General features: G+C 31.3%; 10 protein-coding genes. 7 read left to right on the forward strand and 3 right to left on the reverse strand.

Annotation, left to right across the window (positions count from 1 at the left end; translation table 11 throughout):
- Positions 1–11 precede the first annotated feature (11 nt).
- The 4 genes from LX78_RS12535 to uvrB all read left to right on the forward strand — a co-directional run bounded on the left by LX78_RS12535 (position 12) and on the right by uvrB (position 11300).
- A complete protein-coding gene (locus LX78_RS12535) occupies positions 12–1850 on the forward strand; it encodes a T9SS type B sorting domain-containing protein (RefSeq protein ID WP_245881529.1) in 1839 nt (612 codons plus the stop codon).
- 106 nt (positions 1851–1956) lie between these two features.
- Positions 1957–6807, forward strand: a complete 4851-nt coding sequence (locus LX78_RS12540) for a T9SS type B sorting domain-containing protein (protein WP_245881530.1) — start codon at positions 1957–1959, stop codon at positions 6805–6807.
- 79 nt (positions 6808–6886) lie between these two features.
- Positions 6887–9217, forward strand: a complete 2331-nt coding sequence (locus tag LX78_RS12545; protein WP_109683008.1) for a T9SS type B sorting domain-containing protein — start codon at positions 6887–6889, stop codon at positions 9215–9217.
- A gap of 79 nt (positions 9218–9296) precedes the next feature.
- Complete coding sequence (gene uvrB, locus LX78_RS12550) at positions 9297–11300, forward strand: excinuclease ABC subunit UvrB (protein WP_109683009.1); 2004 nt, start codon at positions 9297–9299, stop codon at positions 11298–11300.
- Positions 11301–11330: 30 nt separating this feature from the next.
- On the opposite strand, the gene LX78_RS12555 is transcribed toward uvrB, so the two are convergent.
- Complete coding sequence (locus LX78_RS12555; protein ID WP_109683010.1) at positions 11331–11732, reverse strand: hypothetical protein; 402 nt, start codon at positions 11730–11732, stop codon at positions 11331–11333.
- Between the two features lie 212 nt (positions 11733–11944).
- On the opposite strand from LX78_RS12555, the gene LX78_RS12560 reads away from it, so the two are divergent.
- Together LX78_RS12560 and LX78_RS12565 are read left to right on the forward strand one after the other, a co-directional pair.
- Positions 11945–12211, forward strand: coding sequence for a DUF1456 family protein (locus LX78_RS12560; protein ID WP_109683131.1), 267 nt, complete (start codon positions 11945–11947; stop codon positions 12209–12211).
- A 67-nt stretch (positions 12212–12278) separates the two neighbouring features.
- On the forward strand, positions 12279–12977 hold the full coding sequence (locus tag LX78_RS12565) for a phosphoadenylyl-sulfate reductase (RefSeq protein WP_185117714.1): 699 nt from the start codon (positions 12279–12281) through the stop codon (positions 12975–12977).
- Positions 12978–13078: 101 nt separating this feature from the next.
- Here LX78_RS12565 and sucC read toward each other — a convergent pair whose 3' ends face one another.
- The gene (sucC, locus tag LX78_RS12570; protein WP_109683135.1) at positions 13079–14269 is read right to left on the reverse strand and encodes an ADP-forming succinate--CoA ligase subunit beta; all 1191 of its coding nucleotides are present in this window, start codon (positions 14267–14269) and stop codon (positions 13079–13081) included.
- Positions 14270–14510: 241 nt separating this feature from the next.
- Positions 14511–15518 (reverse strand): T9SS type A sorting domain-containing protein, encoded by a 1008-nt coding sequence (locus LX78_RS12575; protein ID WP_109683011.1) that lies wholly within the window; start codon positions 15516–15518, stop codon positions 14511–14513.
- A gap of 134 nt (positions 15519–15652) precedes the next feature.
- On the opposite strand from LX78_RS12575, the gene LX78_RS12580 reads away from it, so the two are divergent.
- Complete coding sequence (locus tag LX78_RS12580; RefSeq protein WP_109683012.1) at positions 15653–16165, forward strand: SRPBCC family protein; 513 nt, start codon at positions 15653–15655, stop codon at positions 16163–16165.
- Positions 16166–16181 lie beyond the last annotated feature (16 nt).

The following is a 16181-nucleotide window of genomic DNA, read 5'->3' on the forward strand; positions in this document are numbered from 1 at the left end:
TCACAAATTGAATGTTTCGACTTTATAAATACGTTTTATTATTTATTTTTATAACTAGCAATGTTGCTTTTAGTCAAGAGATAAGCTTATTTCAGCAATTTAATGGGCGTTATGATTATCTAGCAATTGGAAACACTTTAAATACGTTCGAAAATAATATAGATCGTGATTTTTGTGAAATCTTACCAGAATCTCAAGCCGATTTACTTTTACCCGTAAACACAAACATAATAGCGGCATATTTATATTGGGCTGGTTCTGGCGAAGGTGATTTAGAAGTTAGTTTAAATAGTGTTCCTTTTATTGCAGACGATATCTATTTGATAGATTACAACGACTCAAGTTATGGCGTTCTAACTTACTTTTCCTGTTATGCAGACATTACAGATTATATAATTGCAACAGGAAATGCAACTTATAACTTTTCTAATTTAGATATTTCTGAAACTCTTTTTAACAATCCTGGATATTGTGGTAATAGAACCAATTTTGCTGGATGGAGTATTTATATTGTTTATGAAGACATGGATTTACCTTTAAATCAAGTAAATTTATTTCAAGGTCTGGATATTATAAATAGAAATGTTAGAGAAAAAATCATCACCTTAGATAATGTAAATGTATTAGATAATGAAGGAGCTAAAATTGGGTTTCTTGCTTGGGAAGGTGATGCGCTTTTAAATTACGGAGAATCCTTACTAATCAATGATAATATTATTTCAAATCCACCATTAAACCCAGCAAATAATGCTTTTAATGGAACCAATACATTTACTAATAGTAATACGTTTTACAATGGAGACATAGATGTCTATGGTATTCAAGATAATATTACTATTGGCGACACTTCAGTTGAAATAAAATTGACGACTGGAGATTTAGACGTTAATGGTATTCTACAAGCCGATTTAATTATTATCAATAATATAATTACAGTATTAAACAGCCAACTTCCAGATGCTACTGTTCAAATTAATGCTATTAACCTAGAATGCTCTAACAGGCAAATTACTATAGATTATACTGTATTTAATATAAATAGCACTGAGTTTCTTCCTTCAAATGTGCCAATTGCCTTTTATGCTAATAATGAACTTGTTGGAACCAGTCAAACAATAAATCAAATAGAAATAGGTGATTCAGAAAATGGACAAATTACAATTTTTATACCTGATCATTTACCAAATGACATCACCATAACTGTGGTAGTAGATGATATTGGCGATGGAACTGGAATTATTACTGAATTAAACGAACTTAATAACCAAGACACACAAAACATTCAATTACTTGAAATTGTAATCACTCCTTTACAACCTATAACAAATTGTGATGAAGGTTTTAATATGGCGTATTTTGATTTAACCTTACAACTTGATTCCATAAAAACAAATGGAGAACCAACTGCCTTCTTCTTAACATTAGAGGATTTACAAAATAATGATAATGATATCTTAAATCCTGGTAATTTTCAAAATACAGTTGTACCACAAACCATTTATTTAAAAATAGAAAACCAACCATGTTATGACATTTATTATTTCGATTTAATAGTAGAAAACTGTCCTCCACATGTGCCTCAAGTTTTTACACCAAATAACGATGGTTATAACGATTGGTTTAATATACAAGGACTTTATAATATTTTCGAAAAACATAAACTCCTTATATATAATAGGTATGGAACCTTAATTTTTGAAGGTGACAATAACAACCCTTGGGTCGGAAAATCAAACAAAGGTTTGAATAACATTGGTAAGGCACTCCCAGTTGGCACTTATTTCTATGTGCTTTACCTTAACGATTCAAATTATAAAACCTTAACCGGTTGGATCTACTTAAACATGTAGAAAAAATCTAAATAGTGCATTTTATCGTTATTTTTTGCATTTTGTCTAATTTTAACTTACTTTGCCCACTGATTAATCCCAAATCTAGAGTAACTTGAAAACATTAATGAAAAAGAAAAATATCATGTTAAACAATTATAGCTATTTGTTAGTTATTTTTTTAATGTCATTCTTTCAAAATACCCATGCACAACAAATTTCAATAAACGATAATATTCCATTAAACGATCTAATAGAAACCCACTTAATTCAAGGTTGTGTAGAGGTTTCAAATATACAATCTAATAGCAATGGATTGGTTAATGGATTAGCTAGTTATGGCTATTTCGAAAAAGCCAGTTCTAACTTTCCTTTCGAAAATGGAATTTTGCTTTCTACAGGTTCAGCAACTGCAGCTGGAAATACAGTAAATGCCAATCCATTAAATGAAGGTGAAACCAGTTGGGGAACAGATACAGACTTAGAAAATGCCCTTGGAATTACAAACACATTAAATGCAACATCTATAGAATTCGATTTTATTTCGGTTTCAAATCAAGTACAATTCAATTATATTTTAGCTTCAGAAGAATATTATGCAAATTATCCTTGCGATTATTCCGATGGATTTGCTTTTCTTATAAAACCAACAGGATCTGCAGCTCCCTTCCAAAATGTAGCTTTAGTTCCTGGAACAAGTATTCCTGTAAACACAAATACAGTACACGAAGAAGTTGTTGGTTTTTGCCCAGCAGAAAACGAACAATATTTCGATGGACATAATCTTGGAGACACCAATTTTAATGGTAGAACAACAGTTTTATCAGCTACTGCAACTATTCAACCAAACGTTCAATATCATATTAAATTAGTAATTGCCGATCAAACAGATGAGAATTTCGATTCAGCAGTATTTATTGAAGGAAATAGTTTTAATGCAACTGTAGATTTAGGTCCAGATGTAACTACTTGTGCAGATAATATAATTTTAAATGCAGATACACAAAACCCATTAGCTACATATGAATGGTATTTAGATGGACAACTTTTATCTGGTGAAATTTTAGAAACCTTAACAGCTGTAACTTCTGGTACATATACAGTAGTTATTAGTATACCAATAAGTAATACAACTTGTGTTATTAACGATGAGATAATAGTAACATTAAATTCTGAACAATCTGCTGGAAACATCTCAGATTTTGAAATATGTGATGATGCTAGTAATGATGGTATTGAAACTTTCGATTTAAGCACTAAAGATTCTGAAGTAATTGCATCTGTTCCTGCTTCAAATTATAACATTAGTTATCATTATAGTTTAACCGATGCTCAAAACAACATCAATCCAATTACAACTTCAATTCAAAATACAACTAATCCACAAACCATTTTTGTTAGGATTCTTGATAGAGATAATGGTTGTTTAGCTTATGCTAATTTCAATCTTGTTGTAAATCCGTTACCAGTAATAACAGATCCACAACCTTTAGAAATTTGTGATGATGCAGTAGCAGACGGTTTTACTCAAATAGATTTAACACAAGCTAATAATGAGATTACAAATAGTAATCCTAATTTAATTGTTACCTATCATTATTCTCAAGCTGAAGCAGATGCTGGAACAAATCCAATAGCATCGCCTTATGTAAATACCAATCAAACAGAACAACTTTTTATAAGAGTTACAGATGCAACTACTGGTTGTATTAGCACAACTTCAATAGTAATTACTGTATTAGATTCTCCAAATATTAATAATGAAACTCAAACAATTAATGCTTGCGAACAAGATGGAGATGGTTTCGATACTTTTGATTTAACTACAATAATAGATGATGTGTTAGCAGGATTAACAAATGTTACAACAACATTTCATACTACTTTTGAAGATGCTGAAACTGGAGACAATCCAATTCAAGACATTCAGAATTATCAAAACACAACACCAAATCTTCAAATAATATATATTAGAGTTGTTGATGATGTTACTGGTTGCGTAGCCATTTCAACTATCGAATTACATACCAATATTCTTGAATCTGCTACTAACATTAGAAACTTTGATGTTTGCGACGATGCTTCAAACGATGGTATTGCAAACTTTAATTTAGAAAATATTGGAAACTCCATAGTTAATAATCTGGCTAACACTACAGTTATATTTTATGAAACAGAAACTGATCAAACAAATGGAACAAATCCAATAGATATAACACAATTATATGAGGTTACATCAAGCCCTCATCAATTATATATAACTATAGAAAATACTGATTGTACTTATTTTACAGATATTAATTTAATTATCAATCCAGCAGTAATTATTCAACCTTTAAGCCCTATTAATTATTGCGATACTGACGACGATGGTTTTACAGCTATAGAATTAGCAACATTTGACACTTATGTAAGTACTGGAATATCAAATCCATCTATAAGTTATTTCTTAACTCAAGAAGATGCTGACAACAATGAGAATATATTGACTCCATTCTACACAAACATTAGCAATCCACAAATTATATATGTTCGTGTGGTAGAATCAACTACTAGCTGTCATGATGTTTCCTCGTTTGAAATAAACATCATTCCTGCTCCAACTGTTACACAACCATTGGATGTTGTTATATGTGACAATGATCAAGATGCCTTTTCAACAGTAAATTTAGATGATAAAATTTCTGAGATAGTTTCTAGCACTTCAAATTTAGACATCACATTCCATACCTCAGAAGATGATGCTAATGCAGATACAAACGCCATTACAAATACAACAGCTTACAATGCAAATACACAAACTGTATATGTTAGAATTGAAAGTGATATTACAACCTGTTATGCTTTAGTTAACTTTGAAATTATTGTAAATACAGAGCCTGTTTTTACAAATATTAGTAATTATAGAAATTGCGAAACCGATGGTAATCAAACAGCAGATTTCATTTTTATAGATAAAGATGCAGAAATATTAAATGGTCAAACAGGGAAACGTGTTTTGTACTTTGAAAATGCTACAGACGCGTTAAACAGAACAAATATCATTAACAAAACATTAGCTTATACAAATCAATCGAATCCTCAAACCATTCATGTTCGTGTAGAAAATTTAAGCGACCAAAGTTGTTTTGGAGTTTCTACTTTTGTTATTGAAGTTGGTTCTATTCCAATTTTCAATGCACCTTTAGACACTTTTTTATGTGATGACAGATCAAACGACAGTCAAGAAACTTTCGATTTGAATGCTATTATTACTGAAATGTCAGTAAGCAGTCCTGAAACTTTAACCATTACGTTTTATGAGACTTTAGTAGATGCTGAAAACGAACAAAACGAATTGCCTTTAAATTACACCAATCAAACCAATCCTCAGCAAATTTACGCTCGTGTAGAAAATGGCACGTATTGTCATGCTATTGCAGAATTTGGCTTGAATGTCATACAAGTCCCTTTGGTAAACTCGGCTTCTGCATTAACACAATGTGATACAGATCAAGATGGTTCAGCAAGTTTCAATTTAACAGTTTCAGAAACTGAAGTGTTAGACATTAGACAAGATGATATTTTAGTTACTTATCATGAAACTATTGAAGATGTAGATAATAACGATGTAACCATTCCAAATCCAAGTGCATATCACAACACATCGAACCCTCAAACGGTTTATATTCGAGTAACCAATACAGTTTCTAATTGTTATGTAACCATTCCATTGGAACTAATAGTGAACTTACCTCCTTCTATAAATACGGCAATTATTGAAACTTGTGATAGCGATACCAATACATATAATTTATTAGATGCTATAACTGATTTAATTGGAACTCAAACTCCTATAAACGTGACTTTTTATGCAAACTTATTAGATGCACAAAACACACAAAATCCTTTAAATACAGATTATACCTACGCAACAAATAACGACACTATTTTTGTAAATGCTGTAAATACAGATACTGGTTGCTCTGCAATAACATCGTTTAATTTATTGGTAAATTCGAGTCCTATTGCAAATCAACCACCAAATCTTGTTGCTTGCGATGACGATTTTGACAGTATGCTATTTTTAGATTTATCACAACAAACAGCAATTGTATTAGGAGCTCAAGATCCAAATCAATTTACTGTAAGTTACTTTGAATTAGAAGTAGAGGCAATAGATAATACCAATGCCATACTAGATTTGAATTACAACGCTTTTGATGGTCAAACTATTTACGTAAGAATAGAAAACAATACAACTGGTTGTTTTAGTACAACATCTTTTGATATAATTATAAATAGAAAACCAGATGTGAATATTCCAGATCAGACGGTTTGTTTAGACAATTTACCACTAATTGTTTCAGCTGAAACAGGATTTGCAGACGACACCTATTTATGGTCAACAAATGCTTCAACTTCTGAAATTGAAATTACTACTATTGGCACTTATTCTGTAACAGTTACATCCATTTTTGGATGTCAAACAACTTCTACTTTCAATGTCATAGAATCTGAACAAGCAACCATAGAGTTTACAGAAACAGTAGATTTTTCAAATCCGAATAACATTACAGTTACCATAAGTGGAATTGGAAACTATTTGTACACTTTAGATCATGGAGTACCACAGGAATCAAACGTATTTTACAATGTAACTTTAGGACCACATGTAATTGAAATAATTGATTTAAATGGTTGTGCTTCTGCCATTAAAAACATTGTTATTATTGATGCACCATTATTCTTTACACCAAATAATGATGGTTATAATGACACTTGGCATATTACTGGAGTCAATCAACTTGAAGGAACTGTTGTTTACATTTTCGACAGATATGGCAAACTTATTAAGACATTAAACCATAGTTCACCAGGATGGGACGGAACGTATAGAGGTGAACTCATGCCATCTAACGACTACTGGTTTTTAGCTCAAGTTAAAAAAGGCGACATTTCTTTTGAAGTGAAACGACATTTTGCTTTAAAACGATAGAAAAACCCAAAACGTCTTTAACAAACTTTATTCCTTTAAAAAATTAGTATTAGTTATCTTTGCAAACTAATTACTATTAATGAAGCCCTTTTTATTATTCCCATTCTTATTGGTTTCCTGTGTCATGTTTTCTCAAAACGTGACAACAGATAGTAGAACTTATACTGCACAGCAACTAATTGAAGATATTTTAATTGACAGCAATTGTATAACAGATGTTGTGGTTACCAATGTTCTTGGTGGAGATTTTAGTGGTACTGATGAAAGTTATGGTTATTTTGAAGCCAATGGCTCAGCTTTTCCATTTCAAGAAGGCGTTGTGTTAAGTACAGGGAAACTTGTAAATGTGCAAGGCCCTAATTCCTCTTTAAGTGATGACGATGCTCCAGGTTGGGTTGGAGATGCTGATTTAGAATATGTATTAAACGAATCAAACACATTAAATGCAACCATTTTAGAATTTAATTTTAAAGCTGTTGCAGACCAAATAAGCTTTAGATATCTTTTTGCTTCAGAAGAATACCAGGAAGGCAATAGTAATACCTGTCAATATTCAGATTTATTTGGGTTTTTAATTAGAAAAGAAGACGAAACCAGATACGAAAACATTGCTGTGGTCCCAGGAACTATGACTCCTGTAAAAGTAACAACGGTTCACTCTGGAATCCCAGGTGCTTGCGATCCAATTAATGAAACATATTTTGGGAGTTGGAATGATGTAACAGCTCCAATTAATTTTAATGGCCAAACTGCTATTTTAACAGCAACTGCAAATGTAATCCCTAATGAAACATATCATGTAAAATTAGTGATTGCAGACGAACAAAATTACAGATACGATTCTGCTGTTTTTCTTGAGGCTGGAAGTTTTCAATTAAATACCGATTTAGGTCCAAATTTACTAATAGACTACAATACTGCTTTATGTCCTACTGAAACCGTTTTACTAGATGCTAATCAGCCTGGAATAAATACTTATAAATGGTTTAGAAATGGTGTTGAAATTTTGTTTGAGACTAATCCAACCTATTTAGTAACAGATGCTGGAACTTACAACGTTGAAGTAATTATTGATGGAACGTGTATCTCATATGGAGAAATAATTATTGAAATTGCTACAGATCCTATTGTTTTTAATACAACTCTTATTAGTTGCGATTACAACTTAGATGGTTTTACAACTTATAATTTATATGATGCAGAAGCAGATATCACAAATGGTGATAGTAACTTAAATTTAGAAAATTTCTTTTTAACACAAGCTCAAGCTGAATCTGGAGTGAGTCCAATTCCTACTCCAACAAGTTTTGATAATACCTCGTTAAATCAAATTGTTTATGCAAGGGTTTCCAATGCTAATGGCTGTATATCGATTGCAGAAGTTACATTAGATTTTGCTAACAACTCTATTATGTTACCTTCTTATGATGCTTGCGATGAAGATATTAACGATGGTATCATCAGTTTTAATCTGAATGATATCTCAGATTTTATCATCTCTCAAAGTAACGTCCCTAACTCTGCAAGTGTAATATTTTATAATTCTCAAAATGAATTAGAAAACCAAGAAAATGCCCTTTCCGGAACTTATGAGAATATAGACAATCCATATTTAGAAACACTATTTGTTCAAATTACTGATAATGGGTTATGTTATGCGTATTCAAACATTAACTTAGCTGTGTTTCCTTTTCCTGAACTAGTTCCAGATGAAGAAAGTACTTATTGTTTAAATACATATCCAGAGACCATAAGTTTAGAAGCAGGAATTTTAAACGGATTGCCTTCAGATTTTACTTATCAATGGCTTTTAGATGGCATCGATTTAATGCAGAATTCTGAACAGATTTTAATTAATGAAACTGGTGTTTATACAGTTATTGTTACAAATAACGATGGTTGTTCAAGCACAAGAACCATCACAGTTTTTCCTTCTAACATTGCTACCATTGAAGATGTTTTTGTAACTGAAGCCTCTAATAATAACACAATAACTATTAATGTTTCAGGCGAAGGTGATTACGAATATGCTTTAGATAATGGCTTCTTTCAAAACAGCAATACATTTTCCAATGTATCTCCTGGATATCACACAGTGCATATTCAAGATAAAAATGGCTGTGGAATTGTTTCAGAAGACGTATCAGTTTTAGGTTTTCCAAAATTCTTCACTCCCAATGGAGATGGATATAACGATTTTTGGAATCCTATTGGTTTAGATTATTTAGAAACTAACGTTATCATAAAGGTTTTTAATCGTTACGGAAAACTTATTAAAGAATTAAGTGCTTTTGGGTCTGGTTGGGATGGAACTTTTAATGGCAATTTACTCCCAAGTGATGATTATTGGTTTGTTATCACATTAACAGACGGAAAAGAATATCGAGGTCATTTCTCTTTAAAACGATAAACGAAAGTTTCATACAAAATTTCTAATTCCAACAACTTTAAGTAATTTAGACAATTCAAGTACTTTAGGCACTTTTTCAATGAAATTTAAGATAAAATCAGAATTCAGTCCAACAGGAGATCAACCAGCTGCAATTAAACAATTAGTAGACGGTCTTGTTATTCAAGAAAAATACCAAACACTTCTTGGTGTTACTGGTTCTGGTAAAACATTTACAGTTGCTAATGTTATAGAAGAAGTACAAAAACCAACGTTAGTTTTAGCACATAACAAAACCTTGGCAGCGCAATTATATTCTGAATTCAAGCAGTTTTTTCCTGAAAATGCAGTCGAATATTTTGTGTCTTATTACGATTATTACCAACCTGAAGCATACATTCCAGTTTCTGGAGTTTATATAGAAAAAGATCTCTCTATAAACGAAGAAATTGAAAAAATGCGATTAAGTACAACCTCTTCTCTTCTTTCTGGAAGACGAGATGTTTTAGTAGTAGCTTCCGTATCTTGTTTATATGGTATTGGAAATCCTGTAGAATTTCAGAAGAATGTGATTTCACTTGAAAAAGATCAGGTTATTTCACGAACAAAATTACTTCACAGATTGGTTCAAAGTTTATATTCCAGAACTGAAGCCGAATTTAATCATGGGAATTTCAGAATAAAAGGAGATACAGTTGATGTATTTCCAAGTTACGATGATCATGCTTTTAGAATTCACTTTTTTGGCGATGAAATTGAAGAAATTGAAGCTTTCAACATTCAAACTAATGAAGTAATTGAGAAATATGATAGACTGAATATTTATCCAGCTAATATGTTTGTTACGTCTCCAGATGTCTTACAAGGAGCTATAAAAGACATTCAAGACGATTTAGTAAAGCAATACGATTATTTTAAAGAAATAGGCAAACACTTAGAAGCAAAAAGATTAAAAGAACGCACTGAATTCGATTTAGAAATGATTCGAGAATTGGGTTATTGCTCTGGTATTGAAAACTATTCTCGTTACTTAGATGGCAGACAACCAGGAACCAGACCTTTCTGTTTATTAGACTATTTTCCAGACGACTATTTAATGGTTGTAGACGAAAGTCACGTAACCATTTCTCAAGTACATGCCATGTATGGAGGAGATAGAAGCAGGAAAGAAAATCTGGTAGAATATGGTTTTAGATTACCAGCTGCTATGGACAATAGACCTTTAAAATTTGAAGAGTTTGAAGCGCTACAAAACCAAGTGATTTATGTTAGTGCTACTCCAGCAGATTACGAACTTCAAAAATCAGATGGTGTTTATGTCGAACAAGTAATTCGTCCTACTGGACTTTTAGATCCTACTATTGAAGTAAGACCAAGTTTAAACCAAATAGACGATTTAATAGAAGAAATCCAGCTACGTGTAGAAAAAGACGAACGAACATTAGTGACTACTTTAACCAAAAGAATGGCTGAAGAATTAACCAAGTATTTAAGCAGAATTCAAATACGCGTACGTTATATACATAGTGATGTAGATACTTTGGAGCGTGTACAAATTATGCAAGATTTACGTGCAGGTATGTTTGATGTTTTAGTTGGTGTCAATCTTTTAAGAGAAGGCCTAGATTTGCCTGAAGTGTCATTGGTTGCTATTCTTGATGCAGATAAAGAAGGCTTTTTGCGTTCAGCGAGATCATTAACACAAACTGTTGGAAGAGCTGCAAGGAATCTAAATGGAAAAGCTATTATGTATGCAGACAAAATAACCAAGAGTATGCAAAAAACCATTGATGAGACTAATTACAGACGTGAAAAACAAATTGCTTATAACACAAAGCACAATCTAATTCCTAAGGCATTAAACAAAAGTCTTGACAATGCGTTGTCAAAGAATTCGGTGAGTACATATAGTTATGAATTGGAAGCATTAAAAGCAGCAGAACCAGAAAGTAAATATTTAACTAAAGGTGAATTGGAAAAGAAAATCCGTGAAAAACGAAAATTTATGGAAGAAGCCGCAAAGGCTTTAAACTTTTTACAAGCAGCCAAATTTAGGGATGAAATTAAAGCTTATCAAGATAAGCTTGAGAAGCTTAAAATATAAAATTAGAGGTTTTAACTTTTTTAAAAATTACTAATTATATTGAACCTTAAAGATATCAATAAGCACATCTGGTGGAACAATTTTATTAGGAAAGCTTTCCATCAAGTATAATACTTTATTTATAGACTCATGACTTAAACCCATTCTAAGACCATAATTAAAAAGTTTAATCTTGTCTTTAGGAGAATTTTCCTCATCGATATTCATTAATAATACCAATCTATGAAACTGGACAATACGTTCGCTATGAGATTCTAAATGAATATAATTTATAGGATGCTCGATTAAATAATCGAAATCTTCTCTTGAAATATCTAACTGTTTTGCAATAGCCAATAAAAAATTATATTCTATTGGTTTTAGATTGCTTTCGCTTTTTGCAAATGATATCATTTCAGACAAAAGGCTTAATTTTTCAACCTTGTTAATCATTGGAGGAATGGATTAATATTACAATATAAAGATACCTATAAACAATATTTAATAATCCCTTATAATTTGTAACTTGTCGAAAATTTGAATGCGTTTCATCGTTATTTTCTTACATTTAATAAATAATATTTTTTAACATTTTGATTATCAGATAGTTAATTCGAACGTGCATTTCATCGATTATTCTATTATTGAACCATAAAACTAAACACATGACAAACAACGATATCTTCAAAAAACTAAGAGTTGCATTAAAACTTCGCGATGATGAAATTGTTAAAATTTTAGAATTAGTAGACTTTAGAATTACAAAAAGTGAATTAGGTGCTTTTTTTAGAAAAGAAGACCATCCAAAATACATGGAATGTGGCGATCAAATTTTAAGAAATTTCCTGAATGGATTAGTAATTCATCTTCGTGGACCAATGCCTAAAAAAGAAATAAAGCAACCAACTACAAATAAACCCTTAAAAAAATAATAAAGGTTTTAAAAGTTTATTGAATAATCTTAAATTGCGCATTTAAGATTAAAATGTCCTAAATAATATGATAGATAATCCTACTATTATGAATTCGTCTGAAATTTCAGATGAACAAATAAAATCTCTCAATAAGAAATACAAATATCTTTCAGTTACAAATCGTATTAAAGAACTTTATGTAGATTTCGATGTTAACCAAGTTATGTTAACTAGCTCTTTTGCTGCAACCTCAGCTTTCTTATTAAAACTTTTTTCTGATGTTAACAAAGAACAACAAGTCTTCTTTATTGATACAGGATATCATTTTGAAGAAACATTAAAATATAAAGACAAGTTGGTACAATTATATGGTTTAAATGTAAAATCTATAAGTGCTATAAAAGAGGAACATGAGTTTACAACCAAAGATGAAACATGGAAGAAAAATCCTGATTTTTGTTGTTCAATAAATAAAGTAAGCCCTTTAGAATCCATTAAAAAAAATTACAAGGTTTGGGTGTCTGGCTTAATGGAATGGCAAAGCGACCATAGAGCAAGTTTAGATATTTTTGAAATGCGTGGAGAAATATTAAAATTCTATCCACTATTAGATATTACTAAAGAACAACGTGATGCTTTTATTGAAATTCACCAATTACCTTTTCATCCTTTAGTTGCAAAAGGTTATAACTCCATTGGCTGTAGTCATTGTACAATTCCTAGTGAAGACAGAAGTGGACGATGGAACAACAATCCAAAAACGGAGTGTGGCTTACATCTTTAAACTAATTTTTAAAAAATCGAAAATAAAAAAAGCCACTTTATATTTAAAGTGGCTTTTGTTTTGTTAAACTCTTAGATAAAACTAAGAGCTACCTTTTTTAATTAGGCTAAAACTTTCTGTACTTTATCTGCTGCTTCTTGAAATTCAGTTGCACTTAATACATCTAAACCAGAATTATCTATTAATTCTTTAGCGATGTCTGCATTGGTTCCTTGAAGACGTACAATAATTGGCACATTAATATTACCCATATTTTTATATGCATCAATAACACCTTGTGCAACACGATCGCAACGTACAATACCTCCAAAGATGTTAATCAAAATAGCTTTAACAGCAGGATCTTTTAAAATAATTTTAAAAGCTGCTTCTACTCTTGCAGCATCAGCAGTTCCACCTACATCTAAAAAGTTTGCTGGTTCTCCACCTGCTTGTTTTATTAAATCCATAGTTGCCATTGCAAGTCCTGCTCCATTAACCATACAACCAACATTTCCGTCTAAGTCAACATAGTTAAGTCCTAAAGCTCCTGCTTCTACTTCAATTGGATTTTCTTCACGTAAATCGCGTAAATCTTGATAATCTTTATGTCTGTAAAGGGCATTATCGTCTATGGTTACTTTAGCATCCACAGCCATAATTTTATTGTCACTTGTTTTTAATACTGGATTGATTTCGAATAAAGAAGCATCAGATTCTACATAGGCAGTATATAAAGAAGCAACAAACTTGGTCATTTCTTTAAATGCAAGTCCTTCTAATCCTAAGTTAAAAGCAACACGTCTAGCCTGAAAAGGCATTAACCCAACAGATGGATCTACCTCTTCAGTGAAGATTAAATGTGGTGTTTCTTCAGCAACAGTTTCTATATCCATTCCTCCTTCTGTAGAATACATAATCATATTACGTCCAGTAGCACGATTCAATAAAACTGACATATAAAACTCATTCGTTTCAGTTTCACCTGGATAATAAACGTCTTCAGCAACTAAAACTTGGTGAACTTTTTTTCCTTCAGCAGACGTTTGTGGTGTAATTAAATTCATACCAATTATTTGTCCTGCAATTTGTTCAACCTCTTGAAGATTTTTTGCAAGCTTAACGCCTCCTCCTTTACCACGTCCACCTGCATGAACCTGAGCTTTAATTACATGCCAACCTGTTCCAGTTTCAGCAGTTAACTGTTTTGCAGCAGCAACAGCTTCTTGTGCATTTTTTGCTACCATTCCACGCTGAATACGTACGCCAAAGTTTGCTAATATGTCTTTTCCTTGATATTCGTGTAAATTCATCTTTAAGTTCTTATTTGTTATTTCCTTAAAATAAAGAAACATCAAAATTTATAGTGGCACAAAAGTAAACAACCTGATGCTTTTTACCAATAAATTTTAAAGGAAGTATTTTATTTTATAACTGAATGTTCAAGGAATTTAACAAACTATCAGTGTTGTCTATAAAAAATAAGGTATTGAGGCACAAAAATACCGATGAGTCATTGAGACTCATCGGTATTTTTTATAAACTATAATAATTTTATTTCTTAATAAATTTCTTAGTAATAAACCCATTTTTAGTTTGAACAGATACAATATATAAACCACTTTTTAGTCCAGATACATCAACTGATTTTGAAGCACCAATTGAACTTAAAATTATTCGCCCGTTTATATCCGAAACACGAATAGATTGAATTGTATTCGCTGGGTTAAATTTAATATTTAATATATCAATCACTGGATTAGGAGCTACACTAAACTCATTCGTTACCAAAGTATTGTTTGGCGTTGATAAAGAATTTGTTAAGAAACTTTCCATAAGAGTTATAGTATCATCTATACCAACAATGGCAAATTCAATATCAGCTGTATTCGATCTAAAAACAAGATTACCATTACTATTATCATAATAGTAATAGGATGTTTGAAATACAGTTCCTGTAAAAATAGATACGGATAAGGTTAAATCTTGAACTATTTTTAGTCTTGTTACACTACCACTAAATGCACCCTCTCCAAGATCATTCATATTTAAAGTTCCATGAGCATCAACTGTAGTTGTAATTGTTCCTGCAAAAGTACCTGATCCAGAATCGCTTGTAAAAGACCCAGCTACTGCGTCTGAAGTTGTATCCAAATAGCTTAAAGGAAATGTCCCAAGAAATGCATTATTTGTGTTATAATTCAATTCAAAACCAGCATTAGAAACACCCGTAAAAGAAAAAGCACCTGCTATATCTTTAGCAAAAATATTATTTTCTTCCATGGTACCTGATGTTGTAACAGTTAAAACCTCAGTAGTTCCAGGGTATGTAGCTAACTCACTAGCAGTAGGTACAGCATAGGTATCCGTGTTTATCCCTAATGTTGTTAAATTCGTAAAATCCCATACTAATGATGCACCAGAGGTGCTTTGGTCAATAGCAGGATTAGATTCTACAATGGCATACGATGACATTGGAACACTAAAGAATTCATTAATTGGTGCTTGCGCAAAAAATAATACGGGTAAAAATAAAAATAAGAAAGGTAGTTTTGTTTTCATGTGTTATGTTTTTTTCAAAGCTATTAAAAAGTGTGCTTCATCTATAAAAAATAGGATAATATTAAAAGAAACTTCGTTTAAGTGTTTTATTGATTGATAATTAATTTTGTATTTTTATCATTAAACTATTAATTATGAAAAAGTTAGACTGGTATGAATTCACTAAACGAATTTATATTCATACAACTGTTGAAAAACTTTATTGGTGTTGGGCTACAAAAGAAGGTCTTATTTCATGGTTTTTAAAAGATGCTGAGTTTTCAAGAAATGAAAAAGTCATAAATAATTCAGAATTTATACAACAAAATGACAATTATACTTGGTTTTGGTACAATTGGGATGGAAAAGAAGAAGGAAAAATTCTTGAAGCAAATGGAACAAATGTTATTAAATTTACATTTGCTGGAAGTTGTGTAGTTACCATTACTATAGAACAAAAAGAACATGCTGTTTTACTTTCTTTAACGCAATCTAACATCCCACTAGACGACAAAAGCAAACTCGAAATATTTTATGGTTGCAGCAATGGTTGGACTTTTTGGTTAACCAATTTAAAGTCTTATTTAGAACATGACATCTTATTAAACGAGACCAAAATTGATTTAAGGCCCTTTGGATTAGCTGGTTACGAATTTGTAAATATGTAGTTTTTTTTAGTATCTT

Source organism: Xanthomarina spongicola (assembly GCF_003148645.1).
Taxonomy (GTDB): domain Bacteria; phylum Bacteroidota; class Bacteroidia; order Flavobacteriales; family Flavobacteriaceae; genus Xanthomarina; species Xanthomarina spongicola.